This window comes from Bradyrhizobium sp. AZCC 2176 (assembly GCF_036924645.1).
Taxonomy (GTDB): domain Bacteria; phylum Pseudomonadota; class Alphaproteobacteria; order Rhizobiales; family Xanthobacteraceae; genus Bradyrhizobium.
The window spans coordinates 1,154,166-1,178,726 of the sequence record NZ_JAZHRX010000001.1 but is presented as its reverse complement, the minus strand read 5'-3'; the positions used below and the strand labels follow the sequence as shown (position 1 = coordinate 1,178,726).

The following is a 24,561-nucleotide window of genomic DNA, read 5'->3' as shown; positions in this document are numbered from 1 at the left end:
GGCCAAAAAAGACAAACGCGATGGACGCTGCAAGAGCCCCCATTCTTGCGCTGCTCGTGTGCTGGGCCTGTTCGGCGCTGGCGCTCGTCGCGGTGCCGCCTTTGAGCGGACGGGTGGTCGACCAGACCGGCACGCTGGGTAGCATCGACATCGTCTCGCTGACGCGGCAACTGAAGGATCTGGAGACGCGAAAGGGCAGCGAGATCGCCGTACTGATCGTGCCGACGACGGACGGCGAGGCGATCGAGCAATTTTCGCTCCGGGTTGCGGAAGCCTGGAAGATCGGCCGCAAGAAGATCGACGACGGCGCGCTGCTCGTCATCGCCAAAAACGATCGCCGCCTGCGTATCGAGGTCGGCTATGGCCTCGAAGGCGCGCTGACCGATGTCACCACGAAGCGCATCATCGACGAAGACATCACGCCGAAGTTCAAGGCCGGAGATTTCGCCGGCGGCGTTTCTGCCGGGATCACCCGTATAATTCGGGTCGCCGATGGCGAAAAATTGCCCGAGCCGGAGCCACCGCATTGGCAAAGTCCCGGCTTGTTCAATACGATCGACCCGTTCAATCCCTTCGTCCTCGCCTTCGTGTTCATTGTCGGCGGCGTGCTAAGGGCGTCGCTTGGCCGGTTGGTCGGTTCGGCTGCGACCGGCGGTTTCGTCGGAGTTTTGACGTGGCTCCTCGTCGGCAGTCTCGGGGCGGCTGCGGCCATCGGCGTGCTCGTCTTTCTCATTTCTGCGTTCATCGATCTGATACCCTCCGGTGGCAGCCGCGGCACGCGCGGCGGCTGGTCGAGTGGCGGCAGCAGCGATTGGAGCAGCAGTGGCAGCAGTGGCAGTTCGAGCGGCGGCTTCAGTGGCAGCGGCGGCAATTTTGGCGGCGGTGGCGCATCGGGGAACTGGTAGCATGAGCATCAGGCGCATCGGCAGGCATCTCCTCGAACACCGCTGGCGACTGCGGCGCATCTTTCCGCCACAAGCGCTGGCGAGGATCGAGCAGGCGATCAAGTCAGGCGAAGCCACCCATTCCGGACAGGTGCGTTTCGTGGTCGAAGGCGCGCTCGACGGCGCGCCGCTGTTTCGCAATCAGTCGGCGCGTGAGCGGGCGCTGGATATTTTTTCGCAGTTGCGGATCTGGGACACTGCGCACAACAACGGCGTCTTGATCTACCTGCTGCTGGCCGACCACGACTTCGAGATCGTTGCCGACCGTGGCATAGACGCCAGGGTCGGCCGCGCCGGCTGGGAAAAAATCTGCGTCGAGATGGAGACGCAGTTCAGGGCCGGAAATTTTGAAGGAGGCGTGATCGAGGGAATCGAGGCGGTGTCGCGCGAGCTGGCGACGCACTTTCCGGCGCAGGGGGCGGGGCGGAATGAATTGCCGGATGCGCCGGTGGTGATGTAACTCACCACCACCTAAACCAATGGATAGTTGGCTCCATCCGCTTCAATGGTGTGGGCCTACCTCGGTACGGCTCGGCAATACCTGCGTGCAATGGCGTCAGTCGGCACTGGGCGCTAATGATCAAAACAGTTCTAGCAACCGGAATGCAAGCAACGGAACCGGACCCCCGAGCCGGCAGTTGCAGGACAAGGTCGGCGGCGTAACGCCCGCCGGCCTTTCTCTTGATCGGGGGCGACTGCTTCGCTGTTGCTCGCAATGACTGATCAATCGTCGAGTTTGTTGAGGTCGCGCACCGACTGCATGATCGGTTCGAAGTTCGCCCGCGCATCGAGTGCGTCGAACAATTGCGCGGTGTCCGACAATAATCCGTGCGAACGCTGGATCGCGATCCGCACGTCCTCCTGCGGCGTGTCGGACAGCCGCCCATGCCCCGACAGCAGGATCTTCGAGTTCAGGCCCTTCAGCCGCTCCAGCGACTGGATGTAGTCAGAGATGCTGCCGGAGCCGAACACGCCGCCCATCACCCCGCCGGGCATCAGCGTGTCGGAGGCGAACAACAATCCCTTGTCCGGTTCGAACAGCGTGATGCAGGCGGAGGTGTGTCCCGGCGTGTACATCACGGTGAGGCGGAAATTGCCGAGGTCGATCAGATTGCCTTCTTCCAGCCAGAGATCGATATTGATCGGCACGTTCGGCTCGTTGAACATCTTGCGCAGCATCGAGAAGTCGTCGCGCAGCATGATCTTGTTAGCGGCCAGCCGATGGGCGGCGATGAAGGCGCGGCCGTGGAAATGATAGGCCGCGCCGATGTGGTCGAGGTGCTCGTGGCTCAGCACCACCATGTCGATCTTCTCGAGCGGACAGTCGAGGTGCTCGAGGCATTTCACGAGATGCGGATAGTTCGACGACAGTCCGACATCGATCATGATGGTGCGCGAGCTGCCGCGCACCAGATAAGCGTTCGCCGCGCGGTTCTTGAAACGGATCTGATAGACGTCTTCGGCAGCCTGGATCAGCGTGCAGACTTCGGTCTCGAACAGCGTCTTGAATGGGCTCGGCTTCCGGTCGCTCATGAATTGGCTGCGGCTCTGAAGGTGACAGCGTTTGACGCGCGCAACCGTTTACTGAGCGCATCCATGATCATCAGCGCAAACGCCGGCTGCTGGCTCACCAGGTAAACAAAGCGGGCGTGGTTGATCCGCATCACGCGGGTGTTTGGGGCGGCCGCAATGGCGGTTGCCGAACGGGACGAGCCGTCGATGACCGCCATCTCGCCGAAGAACTCACCCTTGCCGAGCGTGACGATGACCGTCTTGCTGGCGCCGTTCATCTTGGCGATCTCGACCTGGCCGTCGAGCACCACGAACAGTTCCCGCCCGGACGAGCCTTCCTCAAAAATGACGTCATCTACATCAAACTCGTTGATGCATTTTTCGATGGTCATGGTGGTCCCTGCCTTTCTGGCTGGTCGGTCCATGTTAATCGGGAAACAGACCGGCGCAAACGGAACCGGCACGAGATCGATACCGATGCCGCAGGGCAGCATAGGGACCCGGGGCCGGGACGGCCGACAAGTGGCCGCTCAAACCGGGGCGGATGAGTTCCTAAAATTTCGGTAAGGCCGAGGCCGGTAACGATTTGGCAAGCAATAAAAGTTACCAAATGGTCAATCAATTCTGGAGAATCCAACGTGAGCGATCAACAAACCCAGCCCACCAACGGTGAAACCGGAACCCTTGGCGCCGGGCCGGCCGCTCCCGACATACCTGCGCCGGGCGCGCCGGTAACGGCTGCGGTGGAGGTCGAGGCGGCAAAACTCGCGCCCGAGCAGGAAGAGACCTCGCCGAAGGCCGACGCGGCCAAGGACGGTCCCAAGGTGGACGCCGTCAGCATGGACGCACCGAAGGTCGAGGCGCCAAAGATTGAAGCGCCGAAGGCTGAGCCTCCCAAGATCGACGCCGTGAAGCCGGAAGCGCCGCGCTTCCCCGGCAACGTGACGATCATGTCGCCCGGCGAGCGCGGCGGCGCTGATGCGAAGGCCGCACCGGCGGAGGGAGTGTCCGGCAAACGAAGAATCGGGGCGATGGCCGCCGTGGTGGCGCTGGCGACAGTGGCGGGCGCGCTGGGTGGCGCGCTGGCAACCGGGGGAATTGGCAAGCTGATGGCCGGAGATTCGGCCCAGGCCTCTGCGCAGACTTCGGCAAAGGATAGCGCGCTCGAAGCCGCCGTGGCGCGGATCGATGCCGACATCGTCGCGTTGAAGGCGAGCCTCGAACATACCGCCAAGGCCGGCACGACCCAGTTCAACAAGGCCAGCGACCGCCTCGACAAGGTCGAGAAGGCGCAGGCCGAGCCCGCCGCAAAGCTCGCCAAGCTCAGCGAGACCGTCGACAAGCTCCGTGCCGCCCAGGCGTCCGCGACGACCGCTGCCGCCGCGCCGGCTCCCGCGAAGGAGGTCACAGGCACGATACCGCAGCAGGCCGCGGCCGCGCCTGCGGCTCCGCCTGCGTCTTCGGCGCCACCCAAGCCCGAGGTTACCCGGATGCCGACCGTCGAAGGCTGGGTATTGCGGGACGTCGCCAATGGCAGCGCGCTGATCGAGAGCCGCCGCGGCATGTATGAGGTCTATGCCGGCGACCCCATTCCCGGTCTCGGCCGTGTCGACGCCATTCGCAAGCAGGACGGCCGCTGGGTGGTCGTGACCAGCAAGGGCCTGATCGTCGCGCGCTGACGGAACGGCATGCGAACAGGAAGGCGTTTCACGGCGACGTGAAGCGCCTTTTTCCTTGAATAGACCTCTTTGCGCGGTGTTAGTTGGGACATGAGCTGCGTGCCCCGATTTCTCGCCATCGTATTTGCTCTACTGTGCGCTGCTTTGCCGGCGCGTGCGGCACAGGACGCAGCCCTGGAGCGCGGCACTGCCATCACCGATCCTGCGACGCTGCGCGAGCTCGATGGCGGAAAATTTCGTCTCGATCGCACGCTGTTGCCGGAGCGGTCGGCGGATATCCCGCTCGCCAACAGCGCGTTGTTCGCCCTGCCATCAATGGCGCCGATTCGACAGGCCATCGATGGCGAGTTCGATCGCTATGTCGCGCGGCACCGGGTGAACCTACCGAAGGAGACGATCGGCGTCGGCGAGGGCCATGATTTCCAATTGTTCGATCGCACGCTGCTGTATTCGGCAGAGACGCGGTTCGTGCTGGCCGGCATCGTCAACCGCATGGACCGCGCTTACGCCGCGCAAGCAAGCTGCGGGGAGATCCGCCTGATCTACCGCCTGACGCGGATGAACAAGGTGGCCGGCGACGACGCATCGCCGCCGCGGCTACCGATGACGCTGAACCTCGTGCTGAGGGCGAAAGGCGAAGGCTCCACGATTACCTGTTCCGAGATTGCCAACCGCTGGCTCGCCGCGCCGCCCGGCGAGATGCCGTCGGCAAAGGATGGCCCGCTCGACCTGATCAGCCACGAGAATGTCGATCGCATTGAGACCAACCTCCAGATCGCGCACGCGCCGAAATCTGCGGTTCGCGATTTCCGCACCGACTACCTGTTGAAGGTGTTTCGCTACGATCGGGACGCGCGGGTCTTCGCGGAAGCGCCGATGGAAAACCAGGTCGACCGCGCGCGCCTCCTGGCGGACGACGCCCTCAAGCGCGAGTTCAGGGCATGGCTGCTCGATCCCGTCAATCTCGCAGCGTTCGATCGCGGCACCGTGCTGATCCCGGAAAAATTCCTCGCCAGAGGCGCGATTGCGCCAACGCCGGCCGGGTTCGATCCGTCGGACCTGGAGCCGGAATTCGGGCTGGTGCAAGGCGAGGGCGCTGCGTTCAGCGAGGCTGACGTGGTGGCTGCGCTCAGGAAGGCTGCGGAAGGTGGCGTGAAGCTGCAGAACATCCGCTCGCCTGCCGGGTTCGAACGGCGGCTCAACGACGTCACCTGTTCCGGCTGCCACCAGACGCGCGGCATTGGCGGCTTTCACTTCGCCGGCGTCGACTGGATGGCGGATAAGCCGTCGAATTCGACCGTCGTGCCGGCGTCACCGCATTTCTTCGGCGATCAGATCCGCCGCCGCGATATTCTCGCAAGCCTGCGCGACGGCAAGCCGCCGGATTACTCGCGCGGGTTTGCCAGCCGTCCGCAGTTGCGCGGCAGCGCCGAACTCGCCGGCACCAATTATTACGACGGCTGGGGCGCGCATTGCTATGTGCAGGGCAAGCCGGCCGCCAACAACGACGGAAGTTTCCGCGACTGGACCTGCGCCGAGGGCCTGACCTGTCAGGCCGCCGGCAAGATATCACGCGTCGGCATGTGCTTCGTCAAAAGCCGCTAGCGATGCGGCTCGGTCGTTGGCGCCAGATCACTTGGCGTAATGCGTCAGGCGTTCGCCGGGCAGCAGATCATAGGCCGATTTCCAGCCCGGCAATTGGGCCATGCGTCCCAGCCAGGCGTTGATCGCGGGATGGCTCGTTGCCAGATCATACCCGGTCTCGTCGGCGGGGTAATGCAGATAGGCCATCATTGATATGTCTGCCACCGTCGGCCGTTCGCCGATGGCGAATGCGTTCGTCTGCATGTGCTGCTCGAGGATGGAAAGGAAATCGTCGAGCCGCCTGCGGAAATGCTTCAGCACATGCTCGTCCGGTGACGGCGTGAATGTGCGGAAGTAACGGTAGGTCGCCATGTAGCCGGTGAGCTTGTGGTTGTCCCAGAACAGCCAGCGCAGCAGTTCGAATTGCTCCTGTTCGGTCTCGCCGCCGAACCGGCCGAATCGCTTTGCCAGCATGAGCAGGATCGGCGCAGTCTGTGTCAGGCGTTCGCCGTCGACCTCGAGCACCGGAATTTCACCCATCTCGTTGACCTCGCGCCGCCATTCCGCTGTCCGCGTGACGCCGCCGCCGAAATCGGTCCACACCGGCTCGAAGCGTTCGCCGCACAAAGTGAGCATCAGTGCGAGCTTGTAGCTGTTTCCCGACTCCGGGAAGTAATGCAGGCGATAGCTGGGCATGGCTTGCTGCCTCACGCCACCGCGCCGGCTGCGCGCAGCTTGCCGATCGCGGCTTCGTCATAGCCCGCATTGCGCAAGATCTCGTCGCTGTGCTCGCCGATGCCGGGCGGCTTGCGCGGCTGCACCTTCTTGCTGCCATTCACCCAGATCGGGCTGGAGATCGTCAGCATGGTATCGTTCTCGAACGGCACCAGCACCTCGTTCTCGATCATCTGCTTGTCGTTCGGAATGTCGTCGAGGATGCCGACCACGCCGAACACCAGGCCGTTGCCGTCGAGGATCTTGCGCCACTCGGCAAGGTCCCTGGTCGCAAAGGTCTCGTCAAATATCCTGATCAGCTCCAGCGAGCGCGCATGGCGCTCCTTCTTGGTCTCGAAGCGGGGATCGTTGACGAGGTCCTCGCGGCCGAGGCAGCGCGCCAGTGTCGGCCATTGCCGCTCCTCATTGAGCAGCGACAGGATCAGCCAGCGTCCGTCCTTGCACTGATAGTGGTTGGTGACCGCGTTGAGCGCGCGCTCGCGCGGGCGGCGTTCGCCGAACTTCGCGCCGACCAGTTTTGCTTGCGCCAGCACCGATGCGGCCCAGACGCCGTTAGCCATCAAATTGGAGCTGACATGCGAACCCTTGCCGGTGCGCTCGCGCTTGTAGAGCGCGGTGACGATCGCGCCGTAAAACGCCATCGCGCAGGGGTGATCGCCCATGCCGGCGATCGATCGCGCCGGCGTGGTGTGTTCATCCGCCCGCACCAGATCCATCAGACCGGAACGCGCCCAATAGGCGTTGCTATCGAAGCCGGGCTTATTGGCTTCCTCGCCCTTCTCACCGTAGCCTGTGAAGGACGCGTAGATCAGCCGGTCGTTGTGGGGCGCCAGATGCTCGTGGGTGATGCCAAGCCGTTGGCGCACCTGCGGCGGATAATTGGTGATGAAGACGTCGGCCTGGGCGGCGAGGTGATGCAGCACGGCCTGGCCCTCGGGTTTTGAGAGGTCGAGCGCGAGGCTCTTCTTGTTGCGGGCTTCCAGCATCCACGCGAAATTGTGCTCGCTATGCGGGTAGCCGGGCAGATTGGGTAGATTGCGATAGGGATCGCCGGAGCCGGGCGGCTCGATCTTGATTACATCGGCGCCGAAGTCCGACAGCACCGTGGCGGCTGCAGGTGCTGCGATGAAACTCGCGCAGTCCAGAACCTTGAGGCCGTCGAAAATACCCTTATCCATCGTAGCGTCGCTCCGTGACGTTGTTGTTTTTGTCGAGATATCGCTGATGGGCGATCCCGTTCAAACGCCATTTGGCCCATCTTGGAGGGTCGATGCAACTACTCCTCACCCGACATCAGCGCTGCATTTCCGCCGGCTGCAGCCGTATTGACGGTCACCGTTTGTTCGGTTGCAAAACGCGTCAGATAATGCGGCCCACCGGCCTTGGGCCCGGTGCCGGATAGCCCATGGCCGCCGAACGGCTGCACGCCAACGACCGCGCCGATCATGTTGCGGTTGACATAGATGTTGCCGACCTGGAGCCGCTCGATCGCGTCCTCCACCGTATCGTCGATCCTGGAATGAATGCCGAGCGTCAGTCCGTAGCCGGAACGTTCGACCGCCTGCAGCACCTCGTCGAACCGCTCAGCGCGGTAGCGCACCACATGCAGCACCGGGCCGAATACTTCTTCCGTGAGAAGGACGGCATCGGACAATTCGAAAATATGCGGCGCGACATAATTGCCTTGTGGTGCGCTACCCGCAAAGTGCACCCGGGCCTCTTTCTTCATCCGTTCGATATGCGCGTCGAGCCGCTGCTTGGCCTCGGCGTCGATTACCGGGCCGATATGGGTGGCGGGATCGGAGGGATCGCCGATGACAAGTTCGCGCGCTGTGCCTGCAATCATCTCGATCATGCGGTCGGCTACGTCGTCCTGCAGGAACAGCAATCGCAGCGCCGAGCAGCGCTGGCCCGCGGAGCGGAAAGCCGAGGTCACGACGTCGTCGGCGACCTGTTCGGGCAGCGCGGTAGCATCGACGATCATGGCATTGATGCCGCCGGTCTCGGCGATCAGCGGCACGATCGGTCCATCCTTGGCGGCGAGCGCGCGGTTGATCGTGCGGGCGACTTCGGTCGAGCCGGTGAAGACGACGCCGGCGATATCGGGATGCGCCACCAGCACGCCGCCGATCCGGCCGTCGCCTGCCACCAGATGCAGCGCTGACGCCGGCACGCCGGCTTCATGCAGCAGGCGGGTGGCTTCAGCCGCAATCAGCGGCGTCTGCTCGGCCGGCTTCGCAACGACCGTATTGCCCGCCATCAAGGCCGCCGTGACCTGGCCCAGAAAGATCGCCAGCGGAAAATTCCACGGCGAGATCGCGACGAAGACGCCGCGGCCGCGCAGGCGGAGCATGTTGCTCTCGCCCGTCGGTCCCGGCATCGCCTTGCCTTCGCCGAACAATTCGCGTCCTTGCGCAGCATAGTAACGGCAGAAATCCGCGGCTTCGCGGACTTCGGAAACCGCGTCATCCAATGTCTTGCCGCCTTCGCGTTGCAGCAGCGCGATGAAATGCGCCGCGCGCCGTTCCAGCAGATCGGCGGCCTTCTCTAATATGGCCGCGCGCACCTCGGCAGACGTCCTGCCCCAATGCTGGAAGCCGTCGCGCGCAGCCACGATCACTGCATTGGCTTCGCTCGCAGTTGTCTCGGCGATGCTCCCCGCCGCGGGCAATGGTGCGGCGGCGACGGCCGACACGAGTTGCTCCAGCGCTGCGCGTTCGCCGAATTCGATCCCGCGGGAATTTTTCCGGTTGGGTCCATAGAGATCGCGCGGCAGCGCAATGTTCGGATGCGCAGCGTTTTCGGCGCTGCCGATAATGTCGGCCGGACGTCGCAGCAATTGCGACACCGGCACCGCTTCGTCGGCGGCGAGCGCGACAAAGGATGAATTGGCGCCATTCTCCAACAATCGCCGCACCAGATAGGCCAGCAGATCGCGGTGGCTGCCGACCGGCGCGTAGGTGCGATGGGCTATGTCGGGACGGTCTTCGCCAAGTTTTGCGTAGAGCGCCTCGCCCATGCCGTGCAGGCGCTGGAATTCGAATCCGCTTTGATCCGTTGCCAGTTCGAGGATGGTCGCGACCGTCAGCGCGTTGTGGGTGGCGAATTGCGGAAAGATCCGTGGCCGCAGCGCCAGCAATTGTTTTGCGCAGGCGAGGTAGTTCAGATCAGTCATCGCCTTGCGGGTGAACACGGGATAACCGTCGAGCCCGCGTTCCTGCGCGCGCTTGATCTCGGTGTCCCAATAGGCGCCCTTCACCAGCCGCACCATTATTTTGCGGTCGAGGCTGCGCGCGAGACCATCGACGTAATCGATCACATCGGAAGCGCGCTTCTGGTAGGCCTGGATCGCCAGGCCAAAGCCGTCCCAGCCTGCAAGCGATGAATCGCCGACCGCTGCGGCTATCACGTCGAGCGACAATTCCAGCCGGTCGGCTTCCTCGGCATCGACAGTGAAATTGAGGTTGTAGGATTTGGCTTGCCGGGCGAGATCGATCAGCCGTGGCACCAGTTCGCGCATCACCCGTGCTCGGCTCACCGCCTCGAAGCGCGGATGCAATGCCGAGAGCTTGACCGAGATACCGGGCCGGTCGGGCAGGGGGCGGTCATCGGCCGTGCGTCCGATCGCCTCGATGGCGCTTGAATAGGATTTGAAATAACGCACGGCGTCGTCGGCGGTGCGGGCACCTTCGCCGAGCATGTCGAAGGAGTAGCGTTGATGGCGCGAGGAATGCGGCTGCGCCCGCGACAGCGCGGCTTCGATGGTCTCGCCGAGCACGAAATGGTTGCCCATCAGCCGCATCGCCTGCCGGGTCGCCGCCCGCACGGCAGGTGCGCCCAGCCGCTTGGTCAACCGTCCGATGGTCCCCTGCGGCGTCTCGCCGGGCTGGATCACGCGGGCCGACATGCCGAGCGCCCAGGCCGACGCATTCACCAGGAACGCGCTCGATCTGGTTTCGTGATGGATGAAGTCGCCCTGGGCGAGCTTGTCCTCGATGAACTGGTCGGCAGTGCGGGCATCCGGCACGCGCAGCAGCGCTTCCGCCAGCACCATCAGCGCCAGGCCTTCCTTGGTCGATAGTGCGAACTCGCGGAGCATGTCCTCGACGCCGCCGAGCGGATCGTCATTGGCTCTGATGGCCTCGATCAGCCACGTCGCCATGCGATCGATGCGCGCCTCCTGCGTCGGCTCAAGCGGCGCGGCCCGGAATAGGCGATTGGCCATGGCACGATCGTCGGGCGCATAGGGCGCGCTGAAGGGCGGAAGGGGCGACTTGGGAATCAGCATAGGATTCTCTTGGCTTCAGCCAGCTTAGCGGGGCCGGGTTCGACAGAACAGGGCGCAAATTCTCCCAATTTTCCAGGGAGATGGCCGGATCGCCAAGGCCCGACCAAGGACGGAATGGTGTGCGAGCGGTACCAACTGGCGCACGGAAAACACAGCAGGCGGAATTTCCGCGGCGCAATCCACAGATTGCGGGCTTGCCGGTTGGCAGCGTCAGGGAGCCGCGCTAATCGTCAGGCTCGTCGCGTGGGAATTGCAGCTTATGAGAGACGGCGGCCGGCTGAAGTTGGGAAGGCAGATGCGAGCGGGATGCGCGGCTGTCATCGGCCTCATGCTCACTTCGCTGTGCTACGTTGGCCCGGCAACGGCCATCGAGATGAGTGCCGAGGTCGCCAACCTCTACAGTTCGGTTTCGATCTATCCGCCGTCGGCCAAATCCATGACCGTCTGCTATGGCTTCGTCTGCCGGCGCCGCGAGATCCTCGACTTCACGGCCGGCGACCGCAGCGCGCTGACGCAGATCATGGCGGCAGGCCGCGCCTCGGCCGCGGCCGAACGCGCCGCGGTGCAGAAGGCGGTGGTGTGGTTCGACCGGCGTATGGGACCGATCCTCGGCACCAACATGCGCGTGGCGAAGGCGGATTTCCGCTACTTCGACGACAAGCACAATTACGATTGCTGGGACACGACGCGTAACACGACCAGCCTGTTGCTGGTGCTGCAGGAGTGGGGCCTCTTGAAGCATCACGCGATCGGCGATCCGAAGTATCGCGGCAATACGCTGGTGCTGCAGACGCCGCACAACACCGCGGTGCTGGTCGATCGCGCCACCAAGGTCGAGTGGGTCGTCGATCTCTGGCCGCGCGGCTATCTGCAGCCACCCGACGTGATGACGGTCCAGAAATGGGTTACGGAAGATTGAGCGGCCGGTTCTCGCGTACGATTTAACCATCGCACGTGCAGAAGCGGTGCCCGCTCCGCCGAACGCTCACAGTTGTTGAAAATTTTTTTAGCCCCACTCCCGGATGTTAAGTCCGAGAGCGCGCCGTTGCCGATCGCGCGTTCGCGCTAAACCTTGAGGTTCTCGGCCGAAGTCTTGCCCCGGTTGGCGATCTCTTCGTATTCGACGGTCTGCCCTTCATTGAGTGTCGAAAGACCAGCTTTCTCAACTGCCGAAATATGAACGAACACGTCCTTGCCGCCGCTCGAGGGTTGGATGAATCCGTAACCCTTGGTTGGATTGAACCACTTCACCGTACCTTTAGCCATTCACGTCGTCTCCGCGGAATCAAAAAAACGAAAACGAGCCGCCGGTCCCCGCACTAACCGGCATGCCCGAGGCATCAGGATACGCGGGTTGGGGCGGGCTGGGTAGCGCAAACGGAATGGCCATTTTGGCAGAAAAGCGCCGATTCGCCGCCGATTTCCGCCGTTTTGCCGGTTTCGTGTTCATTTGGCACGGCCGGGCGGAGCTGGCGGCAGCCTCCGGCATGGCACAATCGGAGGCGGAAACCCCGGCCGCGCGAGCGACTGGGGCTACCGAACGGACGTCTGCGACTGCGATCAGTAGCAGACGTTCACGGTCCGCCAGCGGAAGCCATACGGCGTCAGCACGCGGCGGGTCACGTAGCAGCCGTCATAGCCGCCACCGCCGAAGCCGATCCTCAGGCTCCAAACGCTATCACCGCAGTGGTTTCAGGCCGCGGCGCTTTGCTCTTCGTTAACCAGCGCCGGCAACGTTCGCGCATCCGCAACCGCGCGCACGATCAACGGTTCATTGCGTCCGCGAATCTCGACATCATGCTGCGGCAATGCATCGGCGGCGAGGCCGGCGGTTGCGCGAACTTCATCCGACACGACGACCTCGCATGCAAGGCTCTTGGTCATGTCCTGCAGCCGTGCCGCGACATTGACGGCGTCGCCGAGCGCGGTGAACACCATGTGGTCGCGATAGCCGATGTCGCCGACGATCACTTCGCCGCCATTGATGCCGATGCCGAAGCGGATCGGCTCGCGCAGATCATGCTCGAGAAATTTATTCAACTCGTCGACATTGGCGGCGATCATCGCCGCCGCGCGCAGCGCCTGGCGGCAGGCCTCCTGCCTGGAGGTCGAAAGCCCGAACAGCGCCAGCATGCCGTCGCCGACGAACTGGTTCGGCATGCCGCCGCTCGCCAGCACCGCCTGCGACACCGCGCCGAGGAAGCGATTGACGATGAATACGGTGTCGAACGGCAGCCGCTTTTCGGCAAGCTGCGTCGAGCCGCGCATGTCGACGAACATGTTGACGAGGTAGCGCTCCTGTCCGATTCGCGTCGGGTTCGAGCCGTGGCCGTCGGCGGCCGTGTGCGGCAGGAAGAGCTGGAAGAACGACAGATCGGTCGCCGGCCGCAACTGACACGCAAGGCGGATGGACGGATCCGACGTGCCGACCCGGCCGAGCACGAAGGCCTCGCGCTGCGAGGGCTCGGGCAGGTCGCCGCAATCGCCGATGATGCGGATACGGCAGGTCGAGCAGCGCGCCCGGCCGCCGCAGACGCTGGCGTGGGGAACGTTGTTGCGCAGGCTCGCCTCGAGCACGCTGAGGCCCCTGGGAACGCGCACCGTGCGGCCGTTGCCGTAGGAGAGATTGATCATGCCGCGGCGGCGCTCGTTGATGGCGCGGGCGCCGCGGGCCAGCAATGCGACCCCGATCAGGCCGAAATAGCCGAACAGGAAATAGTCGGTGATGCGATCGAGCGCCTGCGCCTCGGTGCGGGTGCCGATCTGGCGCACCGACTGGGTCTCCGCGCGCCATTCCGCGCTGTCATTATCGATCACCATGCGCCCGCTCTGATAGAAACCCAGCATGGAGAGCGTCGGAACCAGCACCGCCGCGGCGAGCAGGAACGGCGCGGCGCGTTTGTAGAACGAGCGCATCCGCAGCCAGAGATACAGCCCGATGCAGCCATGGACCCACGCGATGGTCATGACCGCGAGCATCAGCGGGATCCGGTATGGCGCCCAGATCCAGTACAGGAACAGCACCTGCGGATAGAGCTTTTCATGTCCGTACAGCGTCTGGCCGAGCCGGACGCCGATGATATGGGCGATGATCAGCATCGGCACGCTGAGGCCGAGTGCGAGCTGCAGCGGCTCGATCGCCTTCCAGCGGAATTGCCGGCGTTCGTAGAGCGCCCAGATGCCGAGCGCGGTATGCACCAGGCACGCGGTGTAGAACAGGATCGTGACCGGGAGGAATTGCCAGAACGCGGTGTGGAGGTAGACCCCACTCGCCAGCGCCTCCAGCGAGATGTTGCCCAGCGCATGGTTGAGGAAATGGCTGACCAGATAGGTGAACAGAATCACGCCGCTGACAAGGCGGACCTGCCGGAGGCTGATGCCGCGAACGAAGGTTGTGATCAGTTCTCGGGATGAGGTGGCCATGCGATCCACAGGGTCAATATGGGGTGATACTAATGCCTAATTCCAACGGTGAATACTCTAGTCATCCCGGCCTCACCGTACCGTCACTCCGGGATGCGCCCCCTGGGCGCAGGCCCGGAATCCATTTGGCGGCGTCACCGGTGTCACGATGGATTCCGGGCTCTCGCTTCGCGAGCCCCGGAATGACGGCGGCGCGAAGGTCCACCGCCTGCTGCCAGAGGATCGCCGGTGATCGTAGGGCAGTTTTTTCCCGCGGCACGTTGACACTACCGGCGCTGTCGAGGAGAAAGCGCCGTGACGATTGCCCAGCCCCATAAGCGCAAAACCAGTCCCGCCGCGCTGCCATGGTTTGCAGCGCCCTGGCTTGCTGTTGTCTTGCTGATCGCTGCGTTGACGGCAATGCGGCTGGTCTATGCCGGCGTGCTCGATCTGCGTACCGACGAGGCCTATTACTGGACCTGGTCGAAGGAGAGCGCGCTCGCCTTTCTCGATCATCCGCCGGGCATCGCCTGGCTGATCCGCTTCGGCACCGCGATCTTTGGCGACACCACCCTCGGCGCGCGGTTCGGCGGCATCGTCGCGATGCTGGTCACGCAACTCTTGCTGGCCGACATCGTCCGGCGCGTGACCCATGATGTGCGCGCTGTCATCCTCGCGATGCTGTTGCCGGAAGCGGCGCTGTATTACGGGCTGTTGATGGCAAAGGTCGCGCCCGACACCGCGATGATCCCCTGTGCGGTCGCGATGCTGTGGTCGCTGGTGCGGCTGCACGAGAGCGGCAATCCGCGCTGGTGGCTGGCGGCGGGTCTGTTCGCCGGGCTGGCGCTGCTGTCGAAATTCACTGCGATCATGCTGCTGCCGGCGGTCGCGGCGTTCGCGCTGGTGCCGGATTGGCGGCGGCGGTGGCTGTTCAGCCCGTATCCGTGGCTGGCGGCGCTGATTGCGGTGATCGTGTTTCTGCCGGTGCTGATCTGGAATGCCGAGCATGACTGGGCGTCGTTCCGCTTCCAGTTCGTGCGCGCGGTCGCGACGCATCACGTATCGTTCCGCACGGTCGGCGAATTCATTGGGCTTCAATTCGGCCTCGTCGGCTTCGTGCTGCTGCCGGTGGTACTCTCCGGCGTGACGCTGACCGCGTGGCGCGGTTATCGCACCCGCGAACCGGTCGCGATCCTGCTGTCGACCGCCGTGCTGGTGCCGTTCCTGTATTTCCTTTGGAAATCGCTGACGCTCCGTGTCGGCGACACCTGGCCGATGTTCCTGTGGCCCGCCGGCTTTGCCGCGACCGCCATCAATCTCGTCATGCTGCCGCGCGAAGGTTTTCCGGAATGGATCGTGAAGTCGACGTTCCGGTGGGCGAGGGTTGCCGTGATCTCCGGCATCGCCTTCGTGGTCGGCGTGTTCTTCTATTACGTCGTAGCGCCCTGGAATCTGATTGGCCGGACCGATCCGGTCGGCGGCGAGGCTGGCTACGAACAGGTCGCGGCGCGCGCGCGCGAGCAGTTGCGAACGACCGGCGCGAGCTGGATCGCGACGTCGGATTATCGCACCTACGCGATGCTGCGCTGGCATTTCAACGGCGAGGTGCCCGTCGTCCAGATCAACGAGCGCGGCAGATTCCAGGGATTTGGCGATCCCGGCATGAACCGCATCAAGGATCATCCCGGCCTCTACGTCGCGCGCGAACCGGACAATCGCCTGCCGCTGTGGGATCTCACGCCAGCAAAGCGCCAGCCGCTGGAGCGGGTCGAACGCGTCTGGCGCGGCATGGTGATGGATACCTACGCGCTGGAAAAATTGACCGGCTGGACGCCCGAGTTGTCCCCGCCACCGGACTCGCCGCTGTTCCGCTGGCGCGTGCTGGCGGGGGTACTGCGCTTCGATGCAGTAGTTTCGTAGCATTTTCGCTCGCGTGATCCGCTGTAGGATGGGTGGAGCGAAGCGATACCCATCAATGCTGCGTGTGACGAGCGACGATGGGTTTCGCTTCGCTCTACCCATCCTGTGGCAGACATACTTTCGCGTTCTCGCGGCGCAATTCGCCCGAGGTTTGATCTTCGTTTGGCCCTCTTCGAAATAGAGGGCGCAGGGAAGACCGGGTGCTTGCTGCACCCGCGGTCTCGCGTGCGATTTGCGCAAACAAAACTGCACACGAGCATACAGGGCAGCGGGAGCATTCCGGCCTTCCCTGCGCAATGGCTTTACGGCTTACTTCGTGCTCTCCCTGGTGAACGGCTCTTTTGCCACCATCGTTACGCAGAACTTCCGCGCAACTTAACGCCAGCACCGCGGCGTCCAGACCACACGACTTCGCCGTACGCGTCCGGCGCGTACGTCTAGCGCGCCATCAGCGTCCATCGCATCTCACCGCACGTTCGTGACGATGGCCAACGCCCCTCATCTGCCGTGAGACGGGCGGAGTTATGTCGCTGATTTGGGTGAGAACGAAAGCAGAATATTTTTGCCAAGAGGGCTGGACAGGTTTTGACTGATTTGCCCGTCATGCCAGTTTGTCGCGGTTGTGCATCAAGATTGCGCTTGCGCGCGAAGCAAATCAGTCCGCAGTCCGCAGGGTGGGCAAAGCGACAGCGTGCCCACCATCAAACCGCGCGCTCGATGATAGATGGTGGGCACGTCGCTACGCTCCTTTGCCCACCCTACGAGTGCTGCCTCTGCTTCATATCAAGCCTGACCCATCAGCTCACGCAAGGCTCTGGCGTCGGCAGGTGCTGCGCTTTTCTGGTCGTTGTCGAAATAGACGAACACGTCGCAGCCTTGCCGCTTCCAGGACCTGATATGGCGTGCCCATTCCGACAGAGTCTGCGGACTGTAATGACCTTTGTAGCGGCCGGTCGGTCCGTGTCCGCGCACGTAGACAAAGTCGGCGGTGCGCTTCCAGGGGGCGGGCGCATCATGATGATCGGATATGCATAGCGAGATGTTTTGCGCCCGGAGCAGACGGAATATCTGCGGTGTGTACCAGCTTGGATGGCGGAATTCGAAGCTGTAGCGGCGCTTCTTCGGCAGCAGCTCGAAGAAGGACACGAGCCGGTCGGCATCAACCTGGAAGGAAGGCGGTAGCTGAAACAGGATCGGTCCCGCTTTGGTGCCGAGCAGCGACAGGCGGTCTTCCAGCAGTTCGAGGCTGTTGACCGAATTGTGCGAAAGCCGTTTCCAATGGGTGATGAATTTGGATGCCTTCCAGGCAAAGATGAAATCGCGCCGGGTCTGGTTTCGCCAGCTCGTCACCGCTTCCGGCGTGGGCGTTCGGTAAAACACGCCGTTGAGTTCGGTCGTCGAAAACTGGCGGCTGTAATACGGCAACTCCTCCTTGTGGCGCAGGCCCTTGGGGAAAAATGGCCCGCGCCAGGAATCGTAGTGCCAGCCGGAGGTACCGATCAGGACCCGCGCCATGAGGTCACGGCCTCACCATGCCAACTTTCATCGTCGAGCTTCTCCGCATTGGTCGCTGAAGAGAAGATCGGGAAGGATGAGTTGTTCCTGTCGACGGGCGGCAGTGAACGTTACCCGGCAGCCCGTAGGGTAGCAAAGCGAACCCACCGTGCACGGGGCAGTTATTGCGGATAGATGGTGGGCACGGCGCGAGCGCCTTTGCGCACCCTACGTAAGAGCATCATCGTCGCGCTTGCGCAGCAAGTCCTTGGCGAGATCGGCAAGCGCAGGCCGCGGCAATGCGGTGAACGGCAATGGACGCGTCACGTCGATCGCGGCAAGTCCCAGCCGAGCCGTCAGCAGGCCGTTAAGCACGCCTTCGCCAAGGCGCTGCGAGAGCTTTGCCGCGATGCCGTGGCCGAGCATCTGCTGCACCAGGCTGTCGCCGACCGCCATGCCGCCGGTAATGGCGAGGTGGCCGATGACGTGGCGGAGCAGGCTGATCATGCCGAGCGTGCCGGGCCGGCCGCCATAGAGCCGCGCCAGTTGCCGGATCAGCCGCATCGCGGCGACGAACACGAACAGCACGTCGATCAGCGCGCGCGGGCTGACCGCCGTGACCACCGAGACGCGTTGCGCGGCCGCCGAAACCAGCCGGCGCGCTTCTTCGTCGAGCGGCGCCAACAATTCGCGCTCGGCCAGCTTGATCATGTCGGCGCCATCGATGATGTCGTCGGCATGACTCACCAGCGTGGCGCGGGCGCGCGCCAGTTGCGGGTTCTGATGCGCGAGCTTGAGCAGATCGTTCACGACGGCGCGGCTGGCGACGCGGTCGTCGCTGCGCAGCACTTCCGTGGCGCGTTGATGCAGCTTTTCGATGGCCGCCAGCCGCGCCAGCCCGAAGGCTTCGCGCCCGATCACGACCGCCAGCGCCAGCGCGGCGGCGGCAGCGAAGGCCAGCGCGACATAGCCCAGGGTTTCGCTGCGCGCGAACAGGTCCTCGATCAAATTGACGACGCCGAGGCCTGAGGCCAGCAGCACGAGGCCACCGACCGCGGACCAGAACAGCGTGCCCCAGCGAAAGCCGCGGCGCGCCGGAACCAGCGGCGCATCGATCGGCACAGGCAGGTTCGCAGGATCGGCCTCGGGCGTGATGTGCACGGCGCCGCGGGGAGGGCGTCCGGTTTCATCCGGACCCATCACGATCACGCCGGGATCGTCGAGCTTGAACGTGGCCGGCCGCCGATGCGGCGTTTTCTCGCTCATTGCAGTCGGTCTCCGATCAGGAACTGGAGCGCGCGGTCGAGGCGGATGTGAGGCAGCGCGGGCTCGTCGTTGGCGGTGCGCTCCAGCACCGGCGGCCGGAAGCGCAGGAAGCGGAAATCGGCCTGTTCGGAAGCCGCGCTGGAGAGGCCGCGAAAGCCGTTGAACAGTTGCTCGGGATCGGCGGGCAGGTCGCCCGGAAAGGTCGCCACTTCGGTCTCGCCATCGAAGGCCTCGCCATTGGCCCTCTCGCCGGGCGCGGGCGTGCCGATTATGGACGGCAGCTTCTCCCGGCCGCGCGCCACCTGCGCCTCGCGCGTGGCGCGCACTGCCGATAGCGCGACCACGTCGATGGCAGCACCGGCATATTCGGCGCGGTCGGCCGCCTTGGCGACCGCCCGCCGCAGCACCGCTTCCAGCCGGTCATGGCTCTGATGGTGCAGATGGTCGGCCTTGGTGGCGGCGAACAGAATGCGATCGATCCGGGGCCGAAACAGGCTGCTCAGGATCGTGCCACGGCCGATGCGGAAGCAATCGAGAATGCCCGACAGCGCGGCTTCGAGATCATGCAGCGCCTCGGGCCCGGCGTTGAACGCGGCAAGCGCATCGACCAGCACAATCTGGCGGTCGAGCCGCGCAAAATGATCGCGGAAGAACGGACGCACCACGACATCCTTGTAGGCCTCGTAGCGCCGCCGCATCATCGCCCATAGCGAACCGTCGGGCGCGCTGCCGTCGGCCGCGACATCGAGCGGCGCAAATGTGAGTGCCGGCGTATCAGCCAGATTGCCCGGCATCAGGAAGCGCCCGGGCGGCAGCAGGCTCATGGCAAAACGTTCGTCGCGGCAGGCGCGCAAATAGTCGGTGAACAGTTTGGCCGCCGCGAGGGTCGCCTGTTCGTTTTCGCGGTCCTCGGGTTGAAGCGTCTTCAGATGCTTGTGCCATGGCGTCGCGAGTTTTGCGCGCGGGCCCTCGCGCGACAGCGCAAGGCTCTCGGCAGACCATTGCTCAAAACTCTTGTTGAGCAGCGGCAGGTCGAGCAGCCACTCGCCGGGGTAGTCGACGATGTCGATGGTGAGCGTTCGGTCGGCGCCGTTCTGCCGCTGGTAGTCGATGACGAGGCGCAGTTCGCTGATATCAGTGGTCGAGCTCGGCCAGCACCGCTCCTCGATCAGGGTACGGACGTGGTTTTCATAGGCGAATCGCGGCACGGCGTCGTCCGGCTGTGGCGCCAGCCGGGCGCGGGCGATCCGGCCCGTGGCATAGGGCTCGAAGATGGGAAACCTCCCGCCGCGGGTCAGGCCGTGGATCAGCGCCGTGATGAACACGGTCTTGCCGGCGCGCGACAGGCCTGTGACGCCGAGCCGCACGGTGGGATTGAAAAAGCTGTCGCCGTAGTCCAGCAGCGCCCGCGCCGACAGGCGCGCTTCCTCGAAAATGTCTGAAAAACTGGGGGCCATGCGGGCGTGGAAGGCTCGAAACAAGCGTTGGTGGGCGATGTCAGGAAAGTGGCGATTGGCGGGTCAAAATCAAGCGCTTGTGATCGCCCAACCGGTGTCGTGATGGCCGGGCTTGTCCCGGCCATCCACGTCTTTTTAGCCGCAGGGTCGCAAGACGTGCCCGGGACAAGCCCGGGCATGACGGAACATGAATGCGGCCAGTTTCCGGTACGGGATATCGGCTGCGATCGGCTACACGAAAATGCCACGCCGCTCGGATACTGGGATCATCCGCTTCGCGAGGTGATGACGGCTGGCTTTGAACGGTTGGTTGTCCCCGCGATACCTATGTTATACCGCTCCCTCACAGTTTCTCGCGGGCCTGCATGACTATCTTCAGACTGAAACAACTCGCTTCGACATCCATCCATGCGGCGGCTGACGCCATGCACTGGAACTACGACCGCGCCGAACTGATTGCCGACGGCGTCGTGCATATCGTCGGCGTCTGTCTGGGGCTTGTCGCCGCCACCGCCTTGATCGTGCTGACCGCGATCTATGCCAGCGCGTTCGAAATCGCGGTGGTATCGGTCTATGTCGCCGGCCTGCTCGCGATGCTGACGCTGTCGGCGATGTATAATCTCTGGCCGGTGTCGCGCGCCAAATGGGTACTGCGCCGCTTCGATCATTCGGCGATCTATCTCCTGATCGCCGCCACCTACACCCCGTTCATCGTGGCGCTGAAGGAGAGCTATCTGGCGATCGCGCTGCTGATCGGGGTGTGGTGCGTCGCGATCGTAGGCGTAGTGCTGAAGCTGGCGCGTCCGGGGCGCTACGATCGTTTGGCCGTGGGGTTCTATCTCGCGTTAGGCTGGAGCGGCGTCATGATTTACGATTCGGTGGTGAAGGCGGTGCCGCCGCTGGCGCTGGGCTTCGTTGTGGCGGGCGGCGTGCTCTATAGCCTCGGCGTGATCTTCCACGCCTGGCAGCGGCTGCGCTTCCAGAACGCGATCTGGCACGGCTTCGTCTTGCTCGGCGCGGCGTGCCATTATACGGCTGTTCTCGATATGATGGTCCTGACGTAACGATACCCGAGGGGGAGCGCGGCCATGCAGGTGACCGGCAAAGTCGTGGTTGTCACCGGTGGCGCCAACGGCATCGGCAAGGCGATGTGCGAGGCCTTTCACCGCGCCGGCGCCGCCAAGGTGGTAGTCGCCGATATCGATCCCGACGGCGCGCGCGCCGTCTCCACGCCGATCGGCGGGGCCGCCTTCAAATGCGATGTCGGAAAGGAAAAGGACATCCTTCACGTCATCGAGGAGACCGAACATCAATTCGGTCCGATCGCATTGTTCTGCTCCAATGCCGGCATCGGCGGCGGCTTCGATCCGCTGTCCGTCAACGCCGGCGGAACCTCCGACGAACCCTGGTCGCGAAGCTGGGCCGTGCATGTCATGGCCCATGTCTATGCGGCGCGGCATCTGATCCCGCGCATGAAGGCGCGCGGCGGCGGCTATTTCCTCAACACGATTTCGGCGGCCGGCTTGCTGTCGCAGGTCGGCAGCCCGGCCTATTCGACCACCAAGCATGCCGCGGTCGGCTTTGCCGAAAACCTCGCGATCTCGCACAAGGCCGACAACATCAAGGTATCGATCCTGTGTCCGCAGGGCGTCGACACCAACATGCTGCGCTCGATCCCGAAGGGTCCGCAATCCGGCGACGGCGACCTGTCGCCGGAACAGGTGGCGCAGGACGTGCTGAAGGGACTGGAACAGGAAACCTTTGTGATCCTGCCGCACCCGCAGGTGCTCGGCTACATGCGCAAGAAGACCGAGAACTACGACCGCTGGATATCAGGCATGGCGAAGATCCAGGCGAAGATGCGGGAAGCCTACGGGAAGTAAGAACGCCCGGATGCAGCGAAGCGCACTCCGGGATAGTCTATCCACGGATGCACTGACCCCGGATTGCGCTGCGCTCCATCCGGGCCCGTTACCCCATCTACGAATTTTCTCATAGAGTTGCGAATGAGAGCGGCGGCCGCTCGGCCGCCGTTCCCGACAGCCTCTCTTACTGGCAGCGGTGCATCAGGCCGTCCTCGAGGCGGACCGTTGTTCCGGGCTGGCAGATGATGCCGTTGCGCGCTGCGTAGCCCTGGCTCCATGCGCCCGGGCCGCCGTAATAGCCATTGGGACCGCCGCCAGCGTCGCCGCCGTAATAGGCATAGGGGCCGCCGCCGCCGTAGTAGGCGGCGGTCGCTCCGGCTGCGACGGCACCGGCACCCACCGCGGCGGCACGGGCTGCGGCGCGTCGCGCCCGCCGTTGGTCAGCGCCCGGAGTGTACGGATCAACGATCTGTGCCTGCGCGCGCTCGATCGACAGCGAAGCGCCTTTCGGTTCGCTCCAGTCAAACGACAGCATGGTCGCGCATGTGAAAACGGCGACGGCGAGGGCGGCTTTTCCGAGACTTGTCTTACTCATAAGATTCACTCCACGGTTGCCCCATGCCGAATTCTCGTGCGAGCGTAGAGCACCGTCAAGTAACTGCCGCGTGCGAACGGGCAGGCGAATTGTCGAACCTTTGAATCAAATGAGGTGCCATGAGCTGGCGTGGCTGGCGATTTGGAAAAGTTCCGGCGGTGGATGGAATCGCGTTTCAACTCCTCTGCGCGTAGAGCAGCGGCACGGCCGAATCCACCATCACTTCGATCAGGCTGGTGCCGTCATGCGACAGCCCCCGCTTAAGCGCGCCCGCGAGTTCGGATGATTTCGTCACCCGCACGGCGTCGCAGCCCATGCCCTCGGCGAGTTTGACGAAATCGATGCCGGGCAGTTCGAGCCCTGGCACGTTGCGCACCTGCATCACCTGGCTGAACGAGCGCATCGCGCCATAGCCGGCATTGTTGATGACCACCACCGTCAGCGGCAGCTTGCGCCGCGCCGCGGTCCACAGCGCCTGGATCGAATACATCGCCGAGCCGTCGCCGATCAGGCAGACCGTGCGCGTAGCCGGGCGTCCCAGCGCCATGCCGACGGCGGCGGGCAGGCTGTAGCCGAGGCCGCCGCTCGCCATGGTGTAAAAGCTGTCCTGGCCGCGCATCGGCATGAACTTTTGCATCGCCGGGCGATGCGAGGGCGCTTCTTCCACCAGCGCCGCATTGGCTGGCATGGCTTCGGACAGCGAATGCAGCAGGAATTCGACCGGAAGCGGATCGGCGGCTGACGGCGCCGGCGGCAGCACACGGCCCGCAGGCATTGCGCGCGTGGTTTCGGGCAATAGGTCGAGCAGCATTGCGAGCGCCGGCTTCATGGTCGCGACGATGCTGGCGCCCGACGGCGTGACGGCGGCCGCGTCCGGGTCGTCGGTGATCTGGAAGATCGTGGTGGCGCCGTCGAAGATCGCGGCATGGCCCTCGACATGGAAGGTGAACACCGGCGCGCCGATCACCACCACGAGGTCATGCTCGCGCAACGCGTCCGATAGCTGTCCCGGCGAGGCGTGCAGGAAGCCGGAGAACTGCGGATGCCGTTCCGGGAACGCGCAGCGCGCCGAGAACGGGCTGACCCACACCGCAGCCTTGGCTTTTTCCGCGACCTGCACCATCAGATCGACGGCCGCCGCACGATCGACGGCGGGGCCGACGACGAGGGCAGGGCGCTTGCTGGCCACGAGCGCGGCGACCAGCGCCTTCATCGCCTCCGGATCGGGGCCGAGCTCGCGGCTGACGCGACGGGCCTCGACCGGCTGCGTCGGGCGCGTCCAGTCGTCGATCGGAATCGAGACGAAGGTCGGCCCGCAGGGCGGCTGCATCGCGACGTAATAGGCGCGCGCGATCGCCGCCGGCACGTCTTCAGGCCTTGCCGGCTCGACGCTGTATTTGACATAGGGCCGCGGAAATTCGGAAGCGCGCTCGGCGTAGAGAAAGGCCTGCAGCGGCAGGATCGAGCGCGCCTGCTGGCCGGCGGTGATGACGAGCGGCGTCTGGTTGCGGTGAGCCGTATAGATATTGCCGAGCGCGTTGCCGACGCCGGCGCCGGAATGCAAATTGACGAAGCCGGCGTTGCGGGTCGCCTGCGCGTAGCCGTCGGCCATGCCGACGACGGAGGCCTCTTGCAGGCCGAGCACGTAATCGATGTCATCGGGCCAGTCGCTGAGGAACGGCAGTTCGGTCGAGCCGGGATTGCCGAACACGCGCTTGATGCCGAACGCGCGCAGCAGGCCGAAGGTGGCGTCCTTGACGGTGAGCGAGGTGGTAGCGGGTTTGGCTGATTTACGGGACGACATCGGGACTCCCAGAGCT

The 24,561-nt window shown here is 64.1% G+C and carries 20 protein-coding genes; 8 read left to right on the top strand and 12 right to left on the bottom strand.

The window, feature by feature from the left end; genetic code table 11:
* Positions 1-20 precede the first annotated feature (20 nt).
* A complete protein-coding gene (locus tag V1288_RS05205) occupies positions 21-905 on the top strand; it encodes a TPM domain-containing protein (protein WP_334356055.1) in 885 nt (294 codons plus the stop codon).
* A gap of 1 nt (position 906) precedes the next feature.
* Positions 907-1,404, top strand: a complete 498-nt coding sequence (locus tag V1288_RS05200; RefSeq protein ID WP_334356054.1) for a TPM domain-containing protein — start codon at positions 907-909, stop codon at positions 1,402-1,404.
* 263 nt (positions 1,405-1,667) lie between these two features.
* On the opposite strand, the gene V1288_RS05195 is transcribed toward V1288_RS05200, so the two are convergent.
* Both V1288_RS05195 and V1288_RS05190 read right to left on the bottom strand, forming a co-directional pair.
* A complete protein-coding gene (locus tag V1288_RS05195; RefSeq protein WP_334356053.1) occupies positions 1,668-2,477 on the bottom strand; it encodes an MBL fold metallo-hydrolase in 810 nt (269 codons plus the stop codon).
* Complete coding sequence (locus tag V1288_RS05190; RefSeq protein ID WP_334356052.1) at positions 2,474-2,950, bottom strand: Crp/Fnr family transcriptional regulator; 477 nt, start codon at positions 2,948-2,950, stop codon at positions 2,474-2,476. Before V1288_RS05190 ends, V1288_RS05195 begins: the two co-directional genes overlap by 4 nt.
* Before the next feature lie 144 nt (positions 2,951-3,094).
* Between V1288_RS05190 and V1288_RS05185 the strand changes: the two genes are divergently transcribed.
* Complete coding sequence (locus V1288_RS05185) at positions 3,095-4,135, top strand: hypothetical protein (RefSeq protein ID WP_334356051.1); 1,041 nt, start codon at positions 3,095-3,097, stop codon at positions 4,133-4,135.
* A 90-nt stretch (positions 4,136-4,225) separates the two neighbouring features.
* The gene (locus V1288_RS05180) at positions 4,226-5,740 is read left to right on the top strand and encodes a hypothetical protein (protein ID WP_334356050.1); all 1,515 of its coding nucleotides are present in this window, start codon (positions 4,226-4,228) and stop codon (positions 5,738-5,740) included.
* A 27-nt stretch (positions 5,741-5,767) separates the two neighbouring features.
* Here V1288_RS05180 and V1288_RS05175 read toward each other — a convergent pair whose 3' ends face one another.
* The 3 genes from V1288_RS05175 to putA all read right to left on the bottom strand — a co-directional run bounded on the left by V1288_RS05175 (position 5,768) and on the right by putA (position 10,736).
* Positions 5,768-6,415: a glutathione S-transferase family protein gene (locus tag V1288_RS05175; RefSeq protein WP_334356049.1), complete on the bottom strand. Its 648-nt coding sequence runs from the start codon at positions 6,413-6,415 to the stop codon at positions 5,768-5,770.
* 11 nt (positions 6,416-6,426) lie between these two features.
* A complete protein-coding gene (locus V1288_RS05170) occupies positions 6,427-7,632 on the bottom strand; it encodes a CaiB/BaiF CoA transferase family protein (RefSeq protein WP_334356048.1) in 1,206 nt (401 codons plus the stop codon).
* Between the two features lie 98 nt (positions 7,633-7,730).
* The gene (putA, locus tag V1288_RS05165) at positions 7,731-10,736 is read right to left on the bottom strand and encodes a bifunctional proline dehydrogenase/L-glutamate gamma-semialdehyde dehydrogenase PutA (protein WP_334361196.1); all 3,006 of its coding nucleotides are present in this window, start codon (positions 10,734-10,736) and stop codon (positions 7,731-7,733) included.
* Between the two features lie 301 nt (positions 10,737-11,037).
* Between putA and V1288_RS05160 the strand changes: the two genes are divergently transcribed.
* Positions 11,038-11,661, top strand: a complete 624-nt coding sequence (locus V1288_RS05160) for a hypothetical protein (protein ID WP_334356047.1) — start codon at positions 11,038-11,040, stop codon at positions 11,659-11,661.
* A 146-nt stretch (positions 11,662-11,807) separates the two neighbouring features.
* Here the strand turns inward: V1288_RS05160 and V1288_RS05155 are convergent, their stop codons facing one another.
* A complete protein-coding gene (locus tag V1288_RS05155; RefSeq protein ID WP_028351035.1) occupies positions 11,808-12,008 on the bottom strand; it encodes a cold-shock protein in 201 nt (66 codons plus the stop codon).
* Positions 12,009-12,434: 426 nt separating this feature from the next.
* Complete coding sequence (locus tag V1288_RS05150; protein WP_334356046.1) at positions 12,435-14,165, bottom strand: adenylate/guanylate cyclase domain-containing protein; 1,731 nt, start codon at positions 14,163-14,165, stop codon at positions 12,435-12,437.
* Between the two features lie 399 nt (positions 14,166-14,564).
* Between V1288_RS05150 and V1288_RS05145 the strand changes: the two genes are divergently transcribed.
* Positions 14,565-16,064, top strand: coding sequence for a glycosyltransferase family 39 protein (locus tag V1288_RS05145; RefSeq protein WP_334361195.1), 1,500 nt, complete (start codon positions 14,565-14,567; stop codon positions 16,062-16,064).
* A 783-nt stretch (positions 16,065-16,847) separates the two neighbouring features.
* Here the strand turns inward: V1288_RS05145 and V1288_RS05140 are convergent.
* The 3 genes from V1288_RS05140 to V1288_RS05130 form a co-directional block, all read right to left on the bottom strand.
* Positions 16,848-17,579, bottom strand: a complete 732-nt coding sequence (locus tag V1288_RS05140) for a DUF72 domain-containing protein (RefSeq protein ID WP_334356045.1) — start codon at positions 17,577-17,579, stop codon at positions 16,848-16,850.
* Positions 17,580-17,786: 207 nt separating this feature from the next.
* A complete protein-coding gene (locus V1288_RS05135; RefSeq protein ID WP_334356044.1) occupies positions 17,787-18,824 on the bottom strand; it encodes a YcjF family protein in 1,038 nt (345 codons plus the stop codon).
* Positions 18,821-20,281, bottom strand: a complete 1,461-nt coding sequence (locus V1288_RS05130) for a YcjX family protein (RefSeq protein ID WP_334356043.1) — start codon at positions 20,279-20,281, stop codon at positions 18,821-18,823. Before V1288_RS05130 ends, V1288_RS05135 begins: the two co-directional genes overlap by 4 nt.
* Positions 20,282-20,646: 365 nt before the next feature.
* On the opposite strand from V1288_RS05130, the gene trhA reads away from it, so the two are divergent.
* Both trhA and V1288_RS05120 read left to right on the top strand, forming a co-directional pair.
* Positions 20,647-21,345 (top strand): PAQR family membrane homeostasis protein TrhA, encoded by a 699-nt coding sequence (gene trhA / locus V1288_RS05125; RefSeq protein WP_334356042.1) that lies wholly within the window; start codon positions 20,647-20,649, stop codon positions 21,343-21,345.
* A gap of 24 nt (positions 21,346-21,369) precedes the next feature.
* Positions 21,370-22,164 carry an SDR family oxidoreductase gene (locus V1288_RS05120; RefSeq protein WP_334356041.1) on the top strand — a complete coding sequence of 265 codons (795 nt, stop codon included), beginning with the start codon at positions 21,370-21,372 and terminating at the stop codon, positions 22,162-22,164.
* A 166-nt stretch (positions 22,165-22,330) separates the two neighbouring features.
* On the opposite strand, the gene V1288_RS05115 is transcribed toward V1288_RS05120, so the two are convergent.
* Together V1288_RS05115 and mdlC are read right to left on the bottom strand one after the other, a co-directional pair.
* Positions 22,331-22,741: a hypothetical protein gene (locus tag V1288_RS05115; RefSeq protein WP_334356040.1), complete on the bottom strand. Its 411-nt coding sequence runs from the start codon at positions 22,739-22,741 to the stop codon at positions 22,331-22,333.
* A gap of 175 nt (positions 22,742-22,916) precedes the next feature.
* Positions 22,917-24,545, bottom strand: a complete 1,629-nt coding sequence (gene mdlC / locus V1288_RS05110) for a benzoylformate decarboxylase (RefSeq protein WP_334356039.1) — start codon at positions 24,543-24,545, stop codon at positions 22,917-22,919.
* Positions 24,546-24,561: the final 16 nt, after the last annotated feature.

Bases quoted from the DNA above. Each gene is read 5' to 3' on its own strand.
- V1288_RS05205 (WP_334356055.1), top strand. From the start codon at position 21: ATGGACGCTGCAAGAGCCCCCATTCTTGCGCTGCTCGTGTGCTGGGCC.
- V1288_RS05200 (WP_334356054.1), top strand. From the start codon at position 907: ATGAGCATCAGGCGCATCGGCAGGCATCTCCTCGAACACCGCTGGCGA.
- V1288_RS05195 (WP_334356053.1), bottom strand. From the start codon at position 2,477: ATGAGCGACCGGAAGCCGAGCCCATTCAAGACGCTGTTCGAGACCGAA.
- V1288_RS05190 (WP_334356052.1), bottom strand. From the start codon at position 2,950: ATGCTGCCCTGCGGCATCGGTATCGATCTCGTGCCGGTTCCGTTTGCG.
- V1288_RS05180 (WP_334356050.1), top strand. From the start codon at position 4,226: ATGAGCTGCGTGCCCCGATTTCTCGCCATCGTATTTGCTCTACTGTGC.
- V1288_RS05175 (WP_334356049.1), bottom strand. From the start codon at position 6,415: ATGCCCAGCTATCGCCTGCATTACTTCCCGGAGTCGGGAAACAGCTAC.
- V1288_RS05170 (WP_334356048.1), bottom strand. From the start codon at position 7,632: ATGGATAAGGGTATTTTCGACGGCCTCAAGGTTCTGGACTGCGCGAGT.
- V1288_RS05160 (WP_334356047.1), top strand. From the start codon at position 11,038: ATGCGAGCGGGATGCGCGGCTGTCATCGGCCTCATGCTCACTTCGCTG.
- V1288_RS05155 (WP_028351035.1), bottom strand. From the start codon at position 12,008: ATGGCTAAAGGTACGGTGAAGTGGTTCAATCCAACCAAGGGTTACGGA.
- V1288_RS05150 (WP_334356046.1), bottom strand. From the start codon at position 14,165: ATGGCCACCTCATCCCGAGAACTGATCACAACCTTCGTTCGCGGCATC.
- V1288_RS05145 (WP_334361195.1), top strand. From the start codon at position 14,565: ATGCGGCTGGTCTATGCCGGCGTGCTCGATCTGCGTACCGACGAGGCC.
- V1288_RS05140 (WP_334356045.1), bottom strand. From the start codon at position 17,579: ATGGCGCGGGTCCTGATCGGTACCTCCGGCTGGCACTACGATTCCTGG.
- V1288_RS05135 (WP_334356044.1), bottom strand. From the start codon at position 18,824: ATGAGCGAGAAAACGCCGCATCGGCGGCCGGCCACGTTCAAGCTCGAC.
- V1288_RS05130 (WP_334356043.1), bottom strand. From the start codon at position 20,281: ATGGCCCCCAGTTTTTCAGACATTTTCGAGGAAGCGCGCCTGTCGGCG.
- trhA (WP_334356042.1), top strand. From the start codon at position 20,647: ATGACTATCTTCAGACTGAAACAACTCGCTTCGACATCCATCCATGCG.
- V1288_RS05120 (WP_334356041.1), top strand. From the start codon at position 21,370: ATGCAGGTGACCGGCAAAGTCGTGGTTGTCACCGGTGGCGCCAACGGC.
- V1288_RS05115 (WP_334356040.1), bottom strand. From the start codon at position 22,741: ATGAGTAAGACAAGTCTCGGAAAAGCCGCCCTCGCCGTCGCCGTTTTC.
- mdlC (WP_334356039.1), bottom strand. From the start codon at position 24,545: ATGTCGTCCCGTAAATCAGCCAAACCCGCTACCACCTCGCTCACCGTC.